Annotated in this window: 17 protein-coding genes; 11 read left to right on the top strand and 6 right to left on the bottom strand. The window is 42.2% G+C overall.

Going from position 1 to position 19483, the window contains the following annotated elements; translation table 11 throughout:
• The first annotated feature begins 377 nt into the window (after positions 1-377).
• Complete coding sequence (locus ACKWCA_RS20600) at positions 378-1001, top strand: deoxynucleoside kinase (RefSeq protein ID WP_413980133.1); 624 nt, start codon at positions 378-380, stop codon at positions 999-1001.
• Here the strand turns inward: ACKWCA_RS20600 and ACKWCA_RS20595 are convergent.
• Entirely contained in the window at positions 994-1992 is a 999-nt protein-coding gene (locus ACKWCA_RS20595) for an App1 family protein (RefSeq protein WP_413980132.1), read from the bottom strand. The two genes, ACKWCA_RS20600 and ACKWCA_RS20595, sit on opposite strands and share 8 nt — an antisense overlap.
• 223 nt (positions 1993-2215) lie before the next feature.
• Here ACKWCA_RS20595 and ACKWCA_RS20590 point away from each other — a divergent pair, with 223 nt between their 5' ends.
• On the top strand, positions 2216-2917 hold the full coding sequence (locus tag ACKWCA_RS20590; protein ID WP_413980131.1) for an energy transducer TonB: 702 nt from the start codon (positions 2216-2218) through the stop codon (positions 2915-2917).
• A 147-nt stretch (positions 2918-3064) separates the two neighbouring features.
• Here ACKWCA_RS20590 and ACKWCA_RS20585 read toward each other — a convergent pair whose 3' ends face one another.
• The 4 genes from ACKWCA_RS20585 to ACKWCA_RS20570 all read right to left on the bottom strand — a co-directional run bounded on the left by ACKWCA_RS20585 (position 3065) and on the right by ACKWCA_RS20570 (position 9815).
• Positions 3065-5449 carry a sodium-translocating pyrophosphatase gene (locus ACKWCA_RS20585; RefSeq protein WP_413980130.1) on the bottom strand — a complete coding sequence of 795 codons (2385 nt, stop codon included), beginning with the start codon at positions 5447-5449 and terminating at the stop codon, positions 3065-3067.
• 109 nt (positions 5450-5558) lie between these two features.
• Positions 5559-6083: an inorganic diphosphatase gene (locus ACKWCA_RS20580; RefSeq protein ID WP_413980129.1), complete on the bottom strand. Its 525-nt coding sequence runs from the start codon at positions 6081-6083 to the stop codon at positions 5559-5561.
• Positions 6084-6227: 144 nt separating this feature from the next.
• Positions 6228-8729: a DUF5686 and carboxypeptidase-like regulatory domain-containing protein gene (locus ACKWCA_RS20575; RefSeq protein ID WP_413980128.1), complete on the bottom strand. Its 2502-nt coding sequence runs from the start codon at positions 8727-8729 to the stop codon at positions 6228-6230.
• A 108-nt stretch (positions 8730-8837) separates the two neighbouring features.
• Positions 8838-9815, bottom strand: a complete 978-nt coding sequence (locus ACKWCA_RS20570) for a pyruvate dehydrogenase complex E1 component subunit beta (protein ID WP_413980127.1) — start codon at positions 9813-9815, stop codon at positions 8838-8840.
• 166 nt (positions 9816-9981) lie between these two features.
• Here ACKWCA_RS20570 and ACKWCA_RS20565 point away from each other — a divergent pair, with 166 nt between their 5' ends.
• From ACKWCA_RS20565 to ACKWCA_RS20550, 4 genes are all read left to right on the top strand, one after another.
• Positions 9982-10722 carry an electron transfer flavoprotein subunit beta/FixA family protein gene (locus tag ACKWCA_RS20565; RefSeq protein WP_413980126.1) on the top strand — a complete coding sequence of 247 codons (741 nt, stop codon included), beginning with the start codon at positions 9982-9984 and terminating at the stop codon, positions 10720-10722.
• Positions 10723-10799: 77 nt separating this feature from the next.
• On the top strand, positions 10800-11768 hold the full coding sequence (locus ACKWCA_RS20560; protein WP_413980125.1) for an electron transfer flavoprotein subunit alpha/FixB family protein: 969 nt from the start codon (positions 10800-10802) through the stop codon (positions 11766-11768).
• An 87-nt stretch (positions 11769-11855) separates the two neighbouring features.
• Positions 11856-12485, top strand: coding sequence for a bifunctional nuclease family protein (locus ACKWCA_RS20555; RefSeq protein ID WP_413980124.1), 630 nt, complete (start codon positions 11856-11858; stop codon positions 12483-12485).
• An 18-nt stretch (positions 12486-12503) separates the two neighbouring features.
• A complete protein-coding gene (locus ACKWCA_RS20550) occupies positions 12504-13952 on the top strand; it encodes a NupC/NupG family nucleoside CNT transporter (protein ID WP_413980123.1) in 1449 nt (482 codons plus the stop codon).
• A 39-nt stretch (positions 13953-13991) separates the two neighbouring features.
• Here ACKWCA_RS20550 and ACKWCA_RS20545 read toward each other — a convergent pair whose 3' ends face one another.
• A complete protein-coding gene (locus ACKWCA_RS20545; RefSeq protein ID WP_413980122.1) occupies positions 13992-15119 on the bottom strand; it encodes a carboxypeptidase-like regulatory domain-containing protein in 1128 nt (375 codons plus the stop codon).
• Between the two features lie 260 nt (positions 15120-15379).
• Between ACKWCA_RS20545 and ACKWCA_RS20540 the strand changes: the two genes are divergently transcribed.
• The 5 genes from ACKWCA_RS20540 (at position 15380) to ACKWCA_RS20520 (ending at position 19457) form a co-directional block, all read left to right on the top strand.
• Complete coding sequence (locus ACKWCA_RS20540) at positions 15380-16204, top strand: thymidylate synthase (protein ID WP_413980121.1); 825 nt, start codon at positions 15380-15382, stop codon at positions 16202-16204.
• Positions 16205-16275: 71 nt separating this feature from the next.
• Positions 16276-17436 (top strand): ergothioneine biosynthesis protein EgtB, encoded by a 1161-nt coding sequence (egtB, locus tag ACKWCA_RS20535; protein ID WP_413980120.1) that lies wholly within the window; start codon positions 16276-16278, stop codon positions 17434-17436.
• 16 nt (positions 17437-17452) lie between these two features.
• Entirely contained in the window at positions 17453-18424 is a 972-nt protein-coding gene (gene egtD / locus ACKWCA_RS20530; protein ID WP_413980119.1) for an L-histidine N(alpha)-methyltransferase, read from the top strand.
• Position 18425: 1 nt separating this feature from the next.
• Positions 18426-19154 carry a class I SAM-dependent methyltransferase gene (locus ACKWCA_RS20525; RefSeq protein ID WP_413980118.1) on the top strand — a complete coding sequence of 243 codons (729 nt, stop codon included), beginning with the start codon at positions 18426-18428 and terminating at the stop codon, positions 19152-19154.
• Positions 19155-19175: 21 nt separating this feature from the next.
• Complete coding sequence (locus ACKWCA_RS20520) at positions 19176-19457, top strand: DUF427 domain-containing protein (protein WP_413980117.1); 282 nt, start codon at positions 19176-19178, stop codon at positions 19455-19457.
• Positions 19458-19483: the final 26 nt, after the last annotated feature.

Raw genomic sequence — 19483 nt, 5'->3', positions numbered from 1 at the left:
AGGATAGGCCGTAATGCTTTGAGAAGTGTGATAGTAGCTTGCTAATATCAACTGCTTTAGCATTTTTGCACCCTGAAGGCTCCAGGGTCTAGAGGTTGCAATCAGTCAAATCCTTCCTCTTGGTTCAGGTGCAAAAATATGAAAATAGTTTTGTTGCCGATATGAATCGGTAAAGAATTGCCGCTAAAAAGAGCGGTTCGAAAAAGGAAGGCTTATGACAACAGTGGCCCCCACGGGCTTCAATCCGAAAATAATGGGTAGAAATAAATTTAAAGCCTTATTTCATCGATGATTTTTTGAGTGAACTCGATATACTTTGTATATTGTATGCTATCGATTTTATGCGGAGTAACTAACCATCATTATAGCTTTAAAGTATGCATATAGCCGTTGCGGGAAATATTGGGGCGGGAAAGACCACATTGACAAAATTACTTTCCAAACATTATAAATGGGAAGCGCACTTCGAAGATGTGGTAGACAATCCTTATTTGGATGATTTCTATACCCAAATGGAACGCTGGAGTTTCAACTTACAGATTTATTTTTTGAATCACAGATACCGCCAAATCTTGAAAATAAGGGAATCGGGCAAGAATATCATTCAAGACCGTACCATCTACGAGGACGCCTATATTTTCGCCCCTAACCTCCATGCCATGGGGCTGATGACCAACCGTGATTTCACCAATTACTCGAGTTTATTCGAATTGATGGAGAGTTTGGTTCAACCTCCCGACCTCCTGATTTACCTCAGAAGTTCGATTCCGAATTTGGTCAAGCAGATTCATAAACGTGGCCGTGACTATGAGAATACCATATCCATTGATTACCTCAGTCGTCTCAATGAGCGCTATGAGGCTTGGGTGCACGGGTACGAAAAAGGCAATCTTCTGGTAATAGATGTCGATGACCTTGACTTCGTGGATGAACCTGAAGACCTAGGTCATGTCATCAACAAGATCGATGCCGAAATCAACGGTCTGTTCGAACTTAAATAAAACCGTTTTCCTTGGCGTGTTCAATGGCTTGTTCGCTTGTACGAACCAACACCATGGGTACTAGGGAAAAAGAGTCGATCAAGGCCTGTATTCGGCGTATTTTCTTTTTATGGTTGACCGTGCGCAAGTAAATGGCCAAAATTCGATTTGGGTTTTTCTCGGCGATATCCTTATAAATATCGGCATCCTTCTCACCACTATCACCGATCAAGATAAATTTTAACTGCGGATAGGTGCTCAAAATATCCAGGATCTCATTCTGTTTGTGTGGCTTTTTTGATTTTCCAGGTCGAAAACTTGACATGCTGCGCAGCAGTATGGGGCCTTTTGGAAAGTTGTTCTCGGTCAAGAAGAAATCAAGGTAGCGATACAAGTTCCATGGGCTATGACTCACATAGAAAATGGGATTCGCATTTTTGCCTGATTTTCCAAGGTGGAACGTATGATATAGTTCAGCCGCTCCTTTCAAAGGTACTCTTTTCGCAGCATTCTTAAAGAAGGTATTGACAATGACCCGCCATTTCAAAAGCGATACCACGCCAGTATGTAAAATGGTATCGTCAATATCGCTCACGACGCCATATTCGATTTTTTCAGAAGGAATAAGTACTTCCCCTGGAAATCGGTTCGCCCTCGAAATTTCATGCTTCAAATCCGTTGCTTCAAACGCCAGTTCGCAGGTTACCCAGCCTTCAGAATTGGTCAAGCTGAGCAAGTTATCAGCCTGCACATCGAACTTGTAGTAGCCCTCATGATCCGTTTCGGTATAGAATACCCGATTGTCGGGCAAGGTCAGACGAAGCTTGGTATGTTTCACCTCATCGGTCTCGAACCGCTTGAACGAATTCCAGAATAAACGGAACAAACCCTGATGGGCCAAATCGATTTTTTCATCCTCCAAGGCGCGGCCCCTGACATACAAATGGGTATCGGTTCCATAGCTCTGAAAGCTGATGATCTGCAGTTTGTCTCTCTTACCGAATAGTGCCATTACTTCAAATATAGAAAAGCTTCAAAGGACATTCCTCACAGGTTGGTTAAAAATTAACCTGTTCCCTCATTAAAAGGGTTCGTTCCCTCAATACTCATTGCTTATCGTGGCATACTGTTCTAGATTGAACTACATAAACAACCCATCATTTCCTAAAGACTACCGACGCTTTTAAATTTTATGTAAACCGAGTTCTTGAAATGGACTCAAAAATCAAAAAGAAATGGAACTTAAAAAAAATCCGAAAAAAGATTTGAATCGAAACAGTGGAATGTATTTCGTTGTTGGCCTCTTCTCCGTATTGATGCTGACCTACGTGGCATTGGAATGGAAAACCTTTTTTGAAACACCAGACTATAGTATTTCCATGAATGTGGATGAAGAGCTAATTGAAGAGATTGAACTATTTGAAATAGAAACTCCACCTCCTCCAAAAAAAATTACGACTCCTCCCATTATAGAAGTTATACCTGACGAAGAGGAAACCATTGAGACGGTTATTGAAGTTATAGAACCGGAGCCGGATACGGTCATCGAAACATTAGAAGATATAGATTTCGAAAAAGTGGTTGAAGAACCAAAAGTTGATTGGATTAACATTGAAGAAGTACCTGTTTTCCCTGGATGTGAAAATGATCAGGACAAACGCGCATGCTTCCAGAAAATGATGAACAAGCATATCTCAAAAGCATTTAAATATCCGGAAATGGCTCAGGAAATGGGTATTCAAGGAAAAGTATTTACTCAATTCACTATCCAAAAAGATGGAACCATAAGTGGAATCAAGTTAAGAGGACCACACCAAATTTTAGAAAAAGAAGCTGGAAGAATAATCGGGAAACTCCCTCAAATGAAACCCGGAAAACAGAGAGACAAAAACGTGAAAGTAGCCTTTACGATTCCTATCAACTTCAGACTCAATTAAAAGCATATGACGATCAACCCTATATAGTAAATAAAGATGGTTTTATTTATACGGTTCTATACCTCAGATAAGCAATAGCCTTAATCAAGAAAGCCATCCGACGTCTGTCAGATGGCTTTCAATATCCAATGAAAAACTAAAGTCCTATTAATTGACTTCCTTTTCAATCACAATCTCCTTTTGTACGCCTTCAGTTCTTACTTCAGCATCTTTCATTTCTTGCAACTGGGCTTCCACTTCTACTTTGGTACCTGAAATGGTCTTCTCCTCGGTCACTTCTTCTCCATTCACAACTGATGTATAGGCAATTGTAGCTTCGGCCATATCATCATTTTCGACATTCATTGTGATGGTTTTTGAAACTTCTTCGGTAGTAGTTGCCATACCAGTGTCTACATCCATCGCGATACTTGGTGCAATAACCAAAGCAACAACGGACATCAACTTTAATAGGATATTCAAAGAAGGTCCGGAAGTATCCTTGAACGGATCACCAACGGTATCACCTACCACAGCTGCTTTATGCGCATCTGTACCTTTTTTACCTTGTTCCTCAATCATCTTTTTAGCGTTATCCCAAGCACCACCAGCATTGGACTGGAAAATCGCCATGAGCACCCCACAAGTTGTAACTCCCGCTAGAAGTCCACCCAACATTTCGGCACCACCTATAAATCCGACGGCAACCGGTACGGCAATCGCCAATAGTCCAGGCAATACCATTTCTTTAATCGATGCTTGCGTGGAAATCGCAACACATTTATCATATTCGGCAACGCCGTCAGCAGCATCAAAAGTAGCACGCTGTTCAGGGGTCGCTTTTGACATATCGGAATCAACAGCCCTCATTACTTCAAGGGCCGCTTTCAATTGTGGAATATCCCTAAACTGACGTCGTACCTCTTCGATCATGGCCATTGCGGCACGACCAACTGCATTCATTGATAATGCAGAGAATACGAATGGAAGCATTCCTCCCACCAACAGACCAGCCATTACGGTCGGTTTTGAAACATCAATTGCAGTTACGTTTGCAGTTTGCATAAAGGCAGCAAATAAGGCCAAAGCCGTTAAAGCTGCGGAGGCAATCGCAAATCCTTTACCAATGGCAGCCGTTGTATTTCCTACTGCATCCAATTTATCCGTTCTTTCCCGTACTTCAGGCTCAAGTTCCGCCATTTCAGCGATACCTCCTGCATTATCGGAAATCGGTCCGTAGGCATCAACCGCCAATTGGATTCCGGTATTGGCAAGCATCCCTACTGCAGCAATCGCGATACCATATAGTCCGGCAAAGTGATGCGAAACCAAGATCGCAGCAGCGATCAATAAAATAGGGAACATCGTAGACATCATACCTACCCCGAGGCCAGCAATGATATTGGTCGCTGCGCCGGTTTCGGATTGTCTCACAATAGCGTTTACGGGTTTTGTACCTGTACCTGTATAATACTCGGTTACTTTACCTACTGCCAAACCAGCAACCAAACCAGCTATTACAGCGAAGAAAACACCCAACGCAGAATATTCGGTTCCTCCGAAAGACCAGCTTTCGGGAAGCATCATGGTAATAATGAAATAAGAAGCGACCAACATCAAACCAGCAGAACCAAATTCGCCGATATTCAACGCAGTCTGTGGATTTCCACCATCCTTTACTTTCACAAAGAAGGTACCGATGATAGACATGATTATACCAATGGCAGCTAATACCAAAGGAAGATAAACAGCGCCCAAACCATCAAAAGCTCCTGCAAAAGCAGGGATTTGAGTAAACGCAGCACCCAATACCATGGTACCGATAATAGAACCTACGTATGATTCGAAAAGGTCAGCTCCCATACCGGCAACATCACCGACATTATCACCGACATTATCGGCAATCGTAGCAGGGTTTAGTGGGTGATCTTCAGGAATACCTGCTTCGACTTTACCTACCAAATCAGCGCCAACGTCGGCCGCTTTGGTATAAATACCACCTCCAACACGTGCAAACAAGGCAATTGAAGAGGCTCCAAGTGAAAATCCGGAAAGTACATTCAACACTTCACCGATGGCCCATCCTTGACCACTATACAACATGAACAATCCGCTTAATCCTAAAACACCAAGACCGACAACACCAAGTCCCATCACGGCACCACCTGCAAAAGCTACTTCCAAGGCTTTTCCAAGCGATTGTCTTGCAGCATTTGTGGTTCGCACATTCGCTTTGGTGGCGACTTTCATTCCAATAAATCCGGCTAAAGCCGAACAGATCGCCCCTACTATAAAAGAGACGGCCACCATACCGTTAGAGCCTTCTTCATTACTTCCTTTAAAGAATAAAAGAATAGCTACAGCCACTACAAAAATCGACAAGATCTTGTACTCGGCTTTCAAGAAAGACATTGCCCCATCGGCAATATTTTTTGCGATTCGAGCCATTTTGGCGTCACCGACTTCTTGCTTGCCTACCCATGCATTCTTCCAGGCCACATAGAGAAGGGCCACCACTCCGAATACAGGTAAAAATTTTACGATTAATTCCATTGTTGAGTTATTTATTTAGTTTTTTCTAACGGGGGCAAAAGTAGTGAAATCATAGAGAATAAAAAAAGCCCCATTTAACTATAAATGGGGCTTTTTTGGAGCTGAAATTTTAAATCGTGAAGGTGCGTTTCTTTTTGTGGTCACTCTCTTCGTAACGCTTCACACATTCGTGATAAATCTTAATTGCTTCCTTTGCGTCGCCCCACCCTCCGGTATCGACTTTCTTTTCCTCTAAGTCTTTATATACCTTAAAAAAGTGGGTAATCTCTTTTTTTCGATGTGGATTGATATCGCTGATATCGTTCTTCTTGTTCCAAACAGGGTCGTTCACAGGAACACAGATAATCTTTTCATCCGGACCTTTTTCATCGGTCATGTGAAAAACACCTATGGGCTTTACTTCCATCACGACCATGGGATAGGTCGGTTCAGTGGTCATCACCAAGACATCCAACGGGTCTTTATCCAAGGCCAAAGTTTCTGGAACAAAACCATAGTCACCTGGATACATCATCGATGAAAAGAGTGTTCGGTCAAACCGAATTTTATGAAGGGTAAAATCGTATTCGTATTTATTTCTACTCCCTTTGGGGATTTCGATCAACACATCGAATGTTATTTCTTTTTTAGGCATTTTCGCTATTTTTTAGTCCGCAAAGATATTCTAACGTTTAAGGTACAACAATAGTATAGGTTTTACATGTAGGTTAAAAAAGTCTTCAACCATTTCGACTACCCATACCACCTTTACAAAGATGTCGGGAAAAGTAAGGCAACGTTAAAAGCTAAAACCAAAGGTACCTGTTATGGCAAATGGTCGCGCATTCGGGCTATCCAAATAATTGCCCCGAAAGTTGAAATCGATTCTGAGAATCCTAAAAATATTACCGATTCCTAATGAGTATTCATAATAAATTCTATCATCCGGTGCTTGTAACGGCGTGTTTATAGTAGCCGGTGCACTCAAGGCCATATTCGAATCGGATAGCTGCCCCCAAACCCCTCGAAGACCGATAATCTCCCTGAGATTGAATTTTCTAAGGAATGGTATTCTAGAAAACAGCCTTCCATTAAAGTTATGTTCCAAATGTACCGAAGCATAGGTATCGGTAACGAATTCATAAAAATCCAGATTGGCAAAGGTGCCATAGGTCGTGAAAAAAGTTTGATTGCCTGGCACAACATTCAGAAGACCTAAGGGTACATCCCCAAAAGTTTTACCAACCTCCACGGTACTGAACAAACGCCCAAAACCTCCTACTTGCCATGGTTGGCTATAAGAGAACTGCAACTTGCTATAATTGAAATCGCTATCCCAAACACCATCGATACCTTTGGTGTATTTCAATAATAGTGTGCTGTATTCATCATTGATGTCGCGACGTTCGACACCATACCCTATCGTTCGTTTGCCCGGGGTATAAATCAATAGGGCATTCACATCAAACTGTCGAATTTCAGAAGAAACCCCTGTATCAGCGCTTGCATCCACATAATCTAAGCTAAAGGCATCGGGCAAGGCCGAACGGAGTGTTCGAAAGGTGGACCCTAAACCAATACGGAAATTGGTCACCGGCTCCATTTCAAGGTTCAAAGCGCTTAAGTTGATACTCGTCAATCGGTTGTTGGCCCCTACCGTAAGTACTGCCGAAGAGGCAATACTCCTTCCTAAAACATCGTTGGTCGCGGTAAGGCTTCCTCCCAACTGCTCTACATCACGGCGATTGCCCCCAGATAAAATCAATCTGTTTTTCTTATCCAACAGAAATTTAGCGGATGCACCGTATTTGAACTTTTTATCCGTGAAACCATATGCCCCGTAACCTTCCAAACGCCAAGGGTCGTTTTCACCAAAATAGGTTCGCGCCCCTAATCGAACTCGTGGACCCTCGGCATCGTTAAAGCCAAAGACATCGTAGATGCGGCCTATATCCATATTCCACTTATCGATTTCCACATAACCAGAACCCAAAATACTCGCAAGATTGTAGTACGATTTGAATTTCGGGACTGTTTTCAGCGTATCGAGCAATTTGTAAATTCCAGATTCATCTTTATTCAGTTCTTCCAGACGATTCTTTTCCCAGAATGTGTCTTCCTGTATCACGGCATTCGGGTCGTATGGATTCTTATCCGCTTTATAAAAATCCTTGGTTTTTTCTATATCGAACTCGTAGTTATCATACACCGTGGTGCGCTTACCATAAATGCCGCGTGATTTTTCCTTTTTCTGATAACTGAAGTCACTCAACATATAGTCACGCTTCAACAGAAAAACCGAGTCGTTGACCACATCGAATTCCTGTTCAATATAAATCTCTTTTACCCAATTGATATTGGCGCTTTTGGTCACCTCGAGATTAATGTTCTTAATCGCATAGGTAGAATCGTTCACCCAAAAATCGCCCTTGAACGTCAATTCATTTTTTCTCCGTGGATAGTATACAATATTATAACACCATTTATTGTCGATAAATGCACTATCGCGCAACGCATAATTATAGGTATCTACGCCCGTTCGGGAAAGCGGACTTGTAAAACTCTTGTCAAAGAACTTCAGGTAATTATTGTAAATATCATAGTCTTGATAGAGGTCGGCGACAAAAGCGATTATGGCTTGGTTACTATCGAATCCTGAATTCTTGTTTCCCAAGATATTTTCCTTTTCCTCCTTTAGGATATTGTCGCCATGTACCTTGGAGAAGGTTTCGTTCAAGAAAATAGGGAGGTACGTTTTACCCGTAATTCGGGAAGTATCCAAATCTTGAAAAATAAATTCCAATCCCTTGAAAACCTTTTTCCTCATCAGAGCACTATCAATGGTATTCAGGTCGAACTCCACTTTTTCATACTTGTCGTACGCGTATTGCTTAAACTTTCGAACACCATTTTCCCTTTTTTTAGCCCAGATTTTCTTCAGAATCTCTACGGCCGGGTTGTTTTTCTTCGATTGTTTCCCCGAAATCAATACCACCTCGTTAAGTTGTTCGGTTTCTTCTTCCAAAACAACTTCCATGTCGTAATTCACGCGAGAAGGCAAGTTGATCTCTTGGCTTCTATAGCCAATAAAGGAAACGATAAGCGTCTTGTAAGTCGCATCCGATTCAAAGTAGAACCTACCGTTCTCATTGGTTATGGTACCCTCGGTGGAATTTTTGAAGAGCACATTGGCAAACGCAATGGGCGCTCCGCTTTCATCTGACACTGTACCCCCCACTTTGGTCTGGGCCAAGGTGACTAGCGGTACCATCAACATAAGGGCTAATACAAGTCGCTTCATTAAGTATTTATAATCACGCTTCTGCTTTATCAAATAGTATACCATAAAAAAAATTGCTTCGCCAAGTGTAGTCGGCGAAGCAAACATATCGTTACAAAATGAAATACCTTATTTATATAACACCTTTTTAACAGCGGCGATCACATCGTTGTAGTCTGGCAACCATTCAGCTAAAAGCACAGGAGAATAAGGTGCCGGCGTGTCTGCAGTGTTTATCTTTACAATAGGGGCATCCAAATAATCGAATGCATCGCGTTGCACCCGATAGGTGATTTCAGTCGCTACATTGCCAAAAGGCCAGGCCTCTTCCAGAATAACAAGACGATTGGTCTTTTTAACGGAAGTTAGAATGGCCTCGGCATCCATAGGCTTGACCGTACGCAAGTCGATAATCTCACAACTAATACCTTCTTTTTCAAGTTCATCGGCAGCTTTGTCCGCTTCCTTAATAATCTTTCCGAAAGATACTATGGTTACGTCATTGCCAGCTCTTCTAATATCGGCAACCCCTAATGGAATGGTATATTCCCCTTCAGGAACTTCACCTTTATCCCCATACATTTGCTCCGACTCCATAAAAATGACCGGATCATCATCACGAATTGCGGATTTCAACAATCCCTTGGCATCAGCTGGATTAGAGGGCACAACAACTTTCAAGCCCGGACAGTTGGCATACCAACTCTCGAAGGCTTGCGAGTGCGTGGCCGCCAATTGACCTGCCGAAGCAGTAGGGCCTCTAAAAACTATGGGACAAGGAAATTGTCCACCGGACATCTGACGGATCTTAGCAGCGTTATTGATAATCTGATCAATACCGACCAATGCAAAATTAAAGGTCATGAATTCGATAATGGGCCGATTACCGGTCATGGTCGAACCTACGCCGATACCTGCAAAACCCAATTCGGAAATCGGTGTATCGATTACCCGTTTGGCCCCAAACTCATCCAACATCCCCTTCGAAGCCTTATAAGCACCATTGTATTCGGCAACTTCTTCGCCCATCAAATAAACGGACTCATCTCTTCTCATCTCTTCGGACATCGCCTCACAAACGGCTTCACGGAATTGTAATGTTTTCATATAACCAAGTTTCTTATTTGTGCTAAAAACGCATGCAAAAGTAGCAAATTATTGCTCAAAACATTCCAACACCGAATCAAAAAAACTATAAAATTTACTATGCGCGCATAGTAAATTTGAAAATTAATACTTATCTTAGCGCAGCATTTTTAAAGGCATTACAATAATGAAAATATTAGTTTGTATAAGCAACGTACCCGATACGACCTCAAAGATAAATTTTACCGAGGGCGATACGAAGTTCGACACCAACGGTGTGCAATTTGTAATCAATCCGAATGATGAATTCGGGTTGACCAGAGCCATGTGGTTCAAAGAAAAACAAGGGGCTAGCGTACACGTGGCAACCGTAGGCGGACCATCGACCGAACCCACTATACGCAAAGCTTTGGCAATCGGTGCAGACGAAGCCATACGGGTGAATGCAGAGCCGACCGACGGTTTTTTCGTGGCACAACAGTTGGCCGAAGTGGTCAAAAACGGCGGATATGATCTGGTCATCGGAGGAAGAGAGTCCATTGACTACAACGGAGGTATGGTCCCTGGCATTCTTGCGACGCTTTTAGATATGAATTTTGTCAATACTTGTATCGGCCTAGAAGTGGATGGCACTACCGCTACCGCGATGCGCGAAATTGATGGTGGAAAAGAAAAAATCGAAACCACCTTACCTCTGGTCATTGGAGGTCAAAAGGGATTGGTCGAAGAAAGTGACCTCAGAATACCGAATATGCGGGGCATTATGATGGCGCGTAAAAAGGCCTTGAATGTTGTAGAACCAACAGATGCCATGAAGGCGACCCAGGATACCAAATTCGAAAAACCGGCGGCCAAAGGTGCCGTTAAGTTGGTCGATAACGTCACTGACCTTGTCGATCTTCTTCACAACGAAGCAAAAGCTATTTAAAATAACAGATTCACAATGTCGAATTCCAATAGCACTATTGGAACTCACACTTTGAGAATTGAAATTCGATACCATTTATGTCAGTATTAGTATATACCGAATCGGAAAACGGAAAGTTCAAAAAGAATGCCTTTGAAGTGGCCTCATATGCCCATGCAGTAGCAAAGCAAATGGGTACAAGCGCCACGGCAATTTCAATTAATGCGGAAGATTCCGCTCAGTTGGGCACCTATGGTGTATCAAAAGTGCTAAATGTCTCGGACGAGGCACTTCAAACCTTCAATGCCAAAGCTTTTGCCCATGCAATAACCGAGGCAGCGGAAAAAGAGGGGGCGAAAGTAATTGTGCTTAGTAGCAGCGCTGACACCAAGTTCTTGGCTCCGCTTCTTGCGGGTAAACTTGGCGCGGGCTATGTACCCAATGTAGTTGCAGCACCTACTGCAATGAGTCCGTTAACGGTAAAAAGAACCGCCTTTAGCAACAAAGGTTTTGCTCATACGGAAATCACTTCCGATGTCAAGATAATTGGTGTTTCCAATAACGCTTATGGTGCAAAGGAAGAGGCGATTTCAGCTGCTATAGAAGATTTTAGCCCTTCACTGAATGATACCGATTTCTCAACTAAGTCGGTAGAGATCGACAAAGTAGTGGGCAAAGCGACCATTGCGGACGCTGATATCGTCGTATCTGGGGGAAGGGGTTTGAAAGGACCGGAAAACTGGGGGATGATCGAAGAGCTAGCCGATGTTCTCGGCGCGGCGACCGCTTGTTCAAAGCCGGTTTCCGATCTAGGCTGGCGCCCACATGGTGAGCACGTTGGCCAAACCGGAAAACCAGTGGCCAGTAACCTCTACATCGCCATCGGAATCTCTGGGGCCATCCAACATCTTGCAGGAGTAAGTTCTTCAAAAGTAAAAGTGGTCATTAATACGGATCCGGAAGCGCCGTTCTTCAAGGCGGCCGACTACGGTATTGTAGGGGATGCCTTCGAAGTTGTACCGCAGCTTATCGAAAAATTAAAAGCATTTAAAGCCCAGAACGCTTAAATTTTGTTAATTTGCCCTCATTAAGAGGCTGTTTAAACAACTAGGTTCCTCCTCTTGTTTAAACAGTCTTTTTTAGTTTCAAAATCTATGAGTTTAGTTCGATTGAAAATAAAGGGAATCTCGTACAGCCAGACGCAGAATGGTGCGTATGCCCTGATATTGAATGAAGTCGATGGCGACAGGAAGCTTCCTATTGTCATCGGGGCCTTCGAGGCACAATCCATCGCCATTGCACTAGAGAAGGAAATAAAACCTCCTAGACCCTTGACGCACGATTTGTTCAAAAATTTTTCCGATCGCTTTGAGATCGTGGTAAAGCAAGTGATCATACATAAACTAGTGGATGGTGTTTTTTATTCCAGTATCATTTGTGAACGGGATAAAATCGAGGAAATCATTGATGCCCGAACCAGTGACGCCATCGCATTGGCCCTTCGCTTTAATGCACCCATATTTACCTATAAGACCATTTTGGATAAAGCGGGTATTTTCTTGAAATTTTCCTCCAAGGACAAGGAGAAAGAAGAAAGTGATGATAGCATTATGGTCGATGAGATCTTACAGGAAGGCGAAACCGTCGAAATCGAACAAGGTGCGACCGATGGTTATACTGAATTGACTATTGATGAATTGAACAAAGAGCTCGAAAAAGCCGTTGCCAATGAAGACTATGAAAAGGCGGCAAAGCTCAGGGACGAAATCTCCAAACGCAACTAAGTCACTAACCAAGAACATATGAAAGCCAAATTCTGGATTCTTTTATGCGTTCTATTTATTGCCTTCCCCGCCCTATCCCAAGAAATTACAGAAGCCACTACTTCTGAAATTGCCGTTGAAGCCGGAATGATCACCGAAGCTGATACCATAATCCTCAATGAAGGGTTTACACTGAGTAGCTTTTTACGCGGAGCTCTCGGCATGTTAGTGCTTATATTGATCGCTTTTCTTTTTAGCTCGAATCGGAAAGCGATAAATTGGAAAACTGTTGGAATTGGTCTAGGAATACAAATAACCTTGGCGGTGGGAATTTTAAAAATCAAAGCTGTTCAATGGCTTTTTGATATCTTGGGAAGGTTCTTTAATGAAATATTAAATTTTACTTTAGAAGGTTCGACATTCCTTTTTGGAAATCTAATGGATTTGAACAATCCTAATATTGGCTATGTTTTTGCCTTTCAAATCCTGCCCACAATTTTATTCTTTTCAGCCCTTACCTCGGTTCTATACTACTTTGGGATAATCCAGAAGGTTGTTCAAGGCTTGGCTTGGGCGTTAACCAAGGCCCTTGGAATTTCAGGTGCAGAAAGTTTAAGTGTTGCAGGCAACATCTTTCTAGGCCAGACAGAAGCTCCATTGCTCATCAAAGCCTACTTGGAAAAAATGACAAGATCTGAAATCCTATTGGTTATGATTGGAGGAATGGCGACCGTGGCTGGTGGTGTCTTGGCATCCTATATTGGGATGCTTGGGGGAAGCGATCAGGCGCTAAGAATATTGTACGCACGTCATTTATTAGCGGCATCTGTTATGGCAGCTCCTGGAGCAATTATTTTATCCAAGATTCTCTGTCCGCAAACCGAAACAGTAAGTTCAGAGGTGAAGATAAATCAATCAAAAATAGGAAGTAATGTTTTGGATGCGGTATCGAACGGAACTTCGGAAGGATTGAAATTAGCCTTGAATGTCGGTGCAATGTTACTTGTTTTTGTTGCATTAATTGCAATGCTCAATGGTGGACTTGGCCTAATCGGAGATTGGACTTCCTTGAACCAATTTATTGCTGATAATTCATCCTTTGACAAGTTATCACTTGATTCAATATTAGGAACTGTTCTAGCCCCACTCATGTGGCTCATTGGTGTGGACAGTGCCGACATTGGACAAATGGGACAACTGCTTGGAATAAAATTGGTAGCAAGTGAATTTATCGCATATGAACAGCTTGCCGTTCTCAAAGATTTGTCAAATACACCTAGTTTAAGCTACAACAAATCTGTCATTATGGCTACCTACATGCTCTGTGGGTTTGCAAATTTTGCTTCCATCGGTATTCAGATCGGAGGTATCGGGTCATTGGCCCCGGGGCAACGCAAAACACTTTCCGAATTCGGATTAAAAGCCGTTCTTGGGGGGTCTTTGGCCTCGCTCCTCTCTGCCACTATAGCCGGAATGATTTTGGGATAAAGTCGTTTTTCAATAGGGTTACAGCTATTTCGAAGGGACTTAATTTTGAGTACTTTTCAAGTATTTCTCGATTTCGCTGAGTTTCTTAGTTGCCAGAGGTGCATTGTAGTTTGCCCAAAATTTGGCGTTATATTCTCCCGACTGATTCTCAATACTACTCCCCTTGGTCATATTTTCTTGAAAGGAATAAGTAGCCAGGTCTTCAGTGATTATCCTATTTATAAACAACTCCTTTTTAGGATTTTTGACAAACAGTAATTTAGAGGTATCCTCGATATCATAAATCTCCCATGTATCCTCTTCTTTTTGATATTTTAAATACATCTTCCCTTGGTACTGTTGGTATTCAAAAATGACATGATAAAAACTAATCTCTTCCCCATTTGTCAATCTTCTTTTCCAAGATCTTCTATTGTGTTTCTTCCTGGTCAGCTCCATTCTCACAAAAGCAAAAGACTTCGTATCTATATATAATATGGTTTCTTGAAACGGCGCATCAACACCCCTTATTTTGTAGACGAACCTACTATCATAAGGCAAAACATCCTCTATTTCATATTGCCACCCCCCTTTTGCTCTTATCGGCCCATAATCGAATCGAATGAAGTCGTCTTCTATTAGGTCCATAATCGAGTTTTTTCTTTCCCATTCTTCATTCCATGGGTTTTTCTGCGCTATGCTATTTATTCGAATTTCCACCAACTCCACATCCGGCTCCTCTTTAATAAAATGAGCTTGATTATAGAATTTCGCAGCACACTCCAAGTACTCAACGTACTGATCATCCTCTTTCTGAAGGTCCCGTATAAAGCCCTCAAGGATGTAAGGTTGAACGGGGTAGTTTTCGGCAATGGTCTTGTAGGCTTTCTTTACAATCTGCCTTGCCGTTAGTTTCTTCTTTTTCGTGGAAGTAATCACGACCTCATCAAGCTGACTGACCTTAGAACTCAAAAAAATAGCTTCTCCGGTTTTAAATTCATCAATGCTCATTTCAAGGGACTCATAACCGAGGCTTGAGACCACAATAATAGTTGAATTATCCGTATGAGGGAAATGAAAAACAAACCTTCCCTCTTCATTGGAAATGGTACCGATTGACTGACCTTTAATATAGATGGATGCAAAGGAAATAGGAGTTTTATCTTGCTTGTCTAAAATGGACCCCATAATGGTTTTTTCAACATCTTGGGCAAAACCGATAATAGAAAAAAATAGGAGGATCGTAGAAAATCGTAGGCGTAAAACTGTTATCATACCGGCAAGACGAGTCAAAAAAAATTTCGTTACGTTTGAGAACAAATTTAACTGCTTCAACGTTCAAAAATAGGTTTGTTTGGCAGAAAAGAATTTTCTGGTTGATAAAATATAATAACTCAAAGTTGTAAAACATGCCTGCTTTACCCTTTACCTTTTAAATTTGCACTACTATGAAACAATATCACGACCTACTAAAACATGTCTTAAAAGAGGGCAATCAAAAGGGAGACCGTACCGGTACGGGAACAGTAAGTGTTTTCGGATATCAAATGCGATTCGACCTCAGTGAGGGTTTTCCTATGGTGACTACCAAAAAGTTGCATCTGAAATCCATTGTACATGAGTTATTATGGTTCTTAAAAGGGGACACAAATGTCGGTTACCTTCAAGAGAATGGCGTACGAATATGGAACGAATGGGCCGATGAAAACGGGGACTTGGGCCCTGTCTACGGTCATCAATGGCGAAATTGGAACAATGACGAAATCGATCAGATCCAAGAAGTAATCCAAGCCTTAAAGAACAATCCCAACAGTAGGCGTATGCTAGTTTCCGCATGGAACCCCAGTGTATTGCCCGACACCTCAAAATCATTCTCCGAGAATGTAGCCAATGGCAAAGCGGCTTTGCCTCCTTGCCATGCGTTCTTTCAATTTTATGTGGCCGATGGCAAACTGTCGTGTCAATTGTACCAGCGCAGTGCGGACATCTTTTTGGGCGTACCCTTCAACATTGCCTCTTATGCCCTATTTACGATGATGATGGCCCAAGTTTGCGGTTACCAGGCCGGCGAATTTATCCACACCTTTGGTGATGCGCATATCTATAACAACCATATGGAACAGGTACAGCTGCAATTGAGCCGTGAGCCTCGGGCACTTCCGAAGATGGTTCTTAATTCTGAGGTAAGGGATATTTTCGATTTTACCTTCGAAGATTTCACTTTGGTCGATTACAATCCACACCCTCACATAAAAGGCGTGGTTGCGGTTTAAGGTTGTTTTAAGAATCGGAAAGATCAATACCTTCTACTCAAATTCTTATCTTTAGGGAAAGTAAAATACCTATGGTTCTTACCGACTCTTTATTGGATTTCTTTCTGAAAACCCGTAAGCACACCGAAGACATCTGTTCTCCTTTGGAAATTGAAGACTATGTAGTGCAGCCCATAGTCGATGTCTCTCCACCAAAATGGCATTTAGGCCATACCACCTGGTTTTTTGAGGAGTTCATTTTAAAACCTCATGCCACTGACTATACTGTTTTCGACGAAGATTTTTCGTTCGTTTTCAATAGCTATTATGAAACCGTAGGCAAAAGAGTCGTCCGATCTGACCGGGGTAACCTCTCTAGACCTTCGGTTGAAAAAGTGTATGCCTATCGAAAGTACGTAACACAAGCAATGAAACGGCTTTTTTCGACACATCAAGAACAAGAGCTGCTCGATATTCTTGAGATTGGTATTCATCACGAAAAACAGCATCAAGAACTCTTACTGACCGATATTAAATTCATTTTAGGGAACAATCCGTTGCTTCCCCCTTACGCCAATAATTTTGAGGAACATGCTATAGAAACCCACGAACAAGAATGGATTTCTGTTGATGAGGGTATTTACGAAATTGGTCATGATTCACAAGACTTCTGTTATGACAACGAATTGGGTAGACACAAGGTATACCTGCATCCTTTTCAACTCTCGAACAAATTGATCACCAATCAGGAGTATATTGAATTTATCGACGCCGAGGGGTATCAGAGGTTTGACCTTTGGCACGCCGAAGGGTGGGATTGGATCTCAAACAAGAACATTGAAGCCCCGCTATATTGGTATAAGATCGAGGGGCGATGGTATCATTATTCCCTATCGGGATTGCAAGAACTAAACGGGAATACCCCTGTAACCCATATTTCATACTTTGAGGCCTTTGCCTTTGCGCAATGGAAAAATTGCCGTTTGCCTACCGAATTCGAATGGGAAACCGCGCAACGGTATTTTCCTTGGGGGAAGCGTTGGGAGTGGACCGAAAGCGCCTATTTACCGTACCCGAACTACGAAAAAGCAGAGGGAGCTTTGGGCGAATACAACGGCAAGTTCATGGTCAATCAAAAAGTGCTTCGAGGTGGTTCGGTAGCCACACCTGAAAAGCATACGCGAGCTACCTATCGCAATTTCTTTCAAACAAATTTAAGATGGCAATTCACTGGGATAAGATTGGCCAAGTAATTACGACATACTTTTCATGAGCGAAAAAACAGCAACTCTATTCAAAACAGCGTTTGAAAACGAAGTATATCAAGGGTTAACCGACTACCCAAAACACCTATCTTCAAAATACTTTTATGACGTCAAGGGCGATGCACTGTTTCAAGACATCATGAATATGCCCGAATACTATTTGACCGATGCAGAGTACGAGATTTTCAATGCGCAAAAGACGGCAATTGCTGAACTCTTCTCCTCCGATCACTTGCCTTTTGACCTAGTGGAGCTGGGTGCAGGGGACGGGAAAAAGACGAAAGTATTACTATCCCATTTCGATAAGAAGGGCATCGATTTTCAATACGTACCTATCGATATCAGCCAAAATGCGCTCGACTTATTACACGATGCACTGCAAAGAGAGTTGCCCAACCTCAACGTCAAACCTGTTCAAGGCACCTATTTTGAAGCGCTGGCCCAGGTGGCCCAACAGCAAAAAAACAGAAAGGTAATTCTCTTCTTAGGCTCCAACATTGGTAATCTTTTACATGATCAAGCGATTACCTTTTTAAAAAATGTGCAAGACCTGTTGGAAGAAGACGATTTATTTTTTGTCGGTTTTGATCAAAAGAAAAATCCACAGACCATATTGGATGCCTATAACGATGCAACGGGAATCACCGCTGCTTTCAATAAAAACATCTTGACTCGAATCAATTCGGAATTGGGGGGCAACTTTAATCTAGATGCCTTTTTTCATTGGGAGGTGTACAATCCTGAATCGGGTACAGCCAAAAGTTATTTGGTATCCACGACGCAACAGTCGGTAAGTATTGAGCAATTGGAATTGAAAATCGATTTCGACCCATGGGAAACCATTCATACCGAAATTTCTCAAAAATATGATGACCGAACAGTACATTGGCTAGCAGAAGAATCAGGATTGCAAATTGTAACTCAATTCACTGACGCTCAAAAACAGTATAAAAATTACGTTTTCAAAAAAGCATAACTTGTCCGAAGCATACTCCAAAATAACAGCAGGGCACTATGCCGCTTTTCGACCTTCACTACATGCGCCTATTCTGGAGAGATGTATTGAAGAAGGCGAACGCTTCGGTACGGGGTTAGACGTCGGTTGCGGCACTGGTCGCTCTACTATTGCTCTGGCGGACTATTGCGATTCCGTAATCGGAATCGATCCGAGTTCGGCCATGTTAGACACTGCGATTCAAAACCCGAAAATAAAATACCTCAACGCGATTCTCGAAGAATCGGATTTAGGTTCGGATTCCTATGACATCATAACGTTCGCTGGAGTACTGTTCTACTCTAAATCACAAGACCTTTATAATGAAGTGGTGCGACTCAGTAAGAAGGGTGCACCAGTTATCGTTTACGATTTTGAGGTGGTACTGAAAGCTTTCGATACCATACTCGACTTAGGGAACACGGAAAATGTTGGACCTCCATACGATCATGCAGTCAACTTTGCAGGTTTACTTGATGGAAGGTTGGATTTAAAAATCGAGGAAAAGGAAGTGGTTGACTTAAGTGTCTCTTCGTCAGAATTGGCACATCTTATACTAGCTGAAGAATCGTCTTATCGGAAATTGGCATCAAGATTCGGCTCAGACGAAGTGTTCGAAAGTGTTCAGCGGATCTTAGATACCGCATCAATGGGTACCGCCCTTCATGTTCAAGCCAACATTTTCTACTCCATTTATGTCAATACAAAGTAATATATACCTAAAAGAAAACGGATGAAAGCCATTTGGAACAACACCATACTTGCGGAAAGCGATGAAACCGTCGTAGTCGAAAACAATCATTATTTTCCGTCGGAAAGTATCAAAAAAGAGTACTTCAAAGCCAGCGAAACACATACCACTTGCCCATGGAAAGGGGTCGCATCGTATTATTCAATCGAAGTTGATGGTAAAACCAATCCCGATGCAGCCTGGTATTACCCAGAAGTAAGCGAACTCGCCAAAGGTATTAAGGGAAGGGTCGCTTTTTGGAAAGGGGTTGAGATAACAGAATAAAAAAACCGGAATGTGAAATACATTCC

Origin of the sequence: Maribacter corallii (assembly GCF_047345415.1) — a bacterium.
In the GTDB taxonomy this organism is placed as follows: domain Bacteria; phylum Bacteroidota; class Bacteroidia; order Flavobacteriales; family Flavobacteriaceae; genus Maribacter_C.
This window is presented reverse-complemented; position numbering and strand designations above follow the sequence as displayed.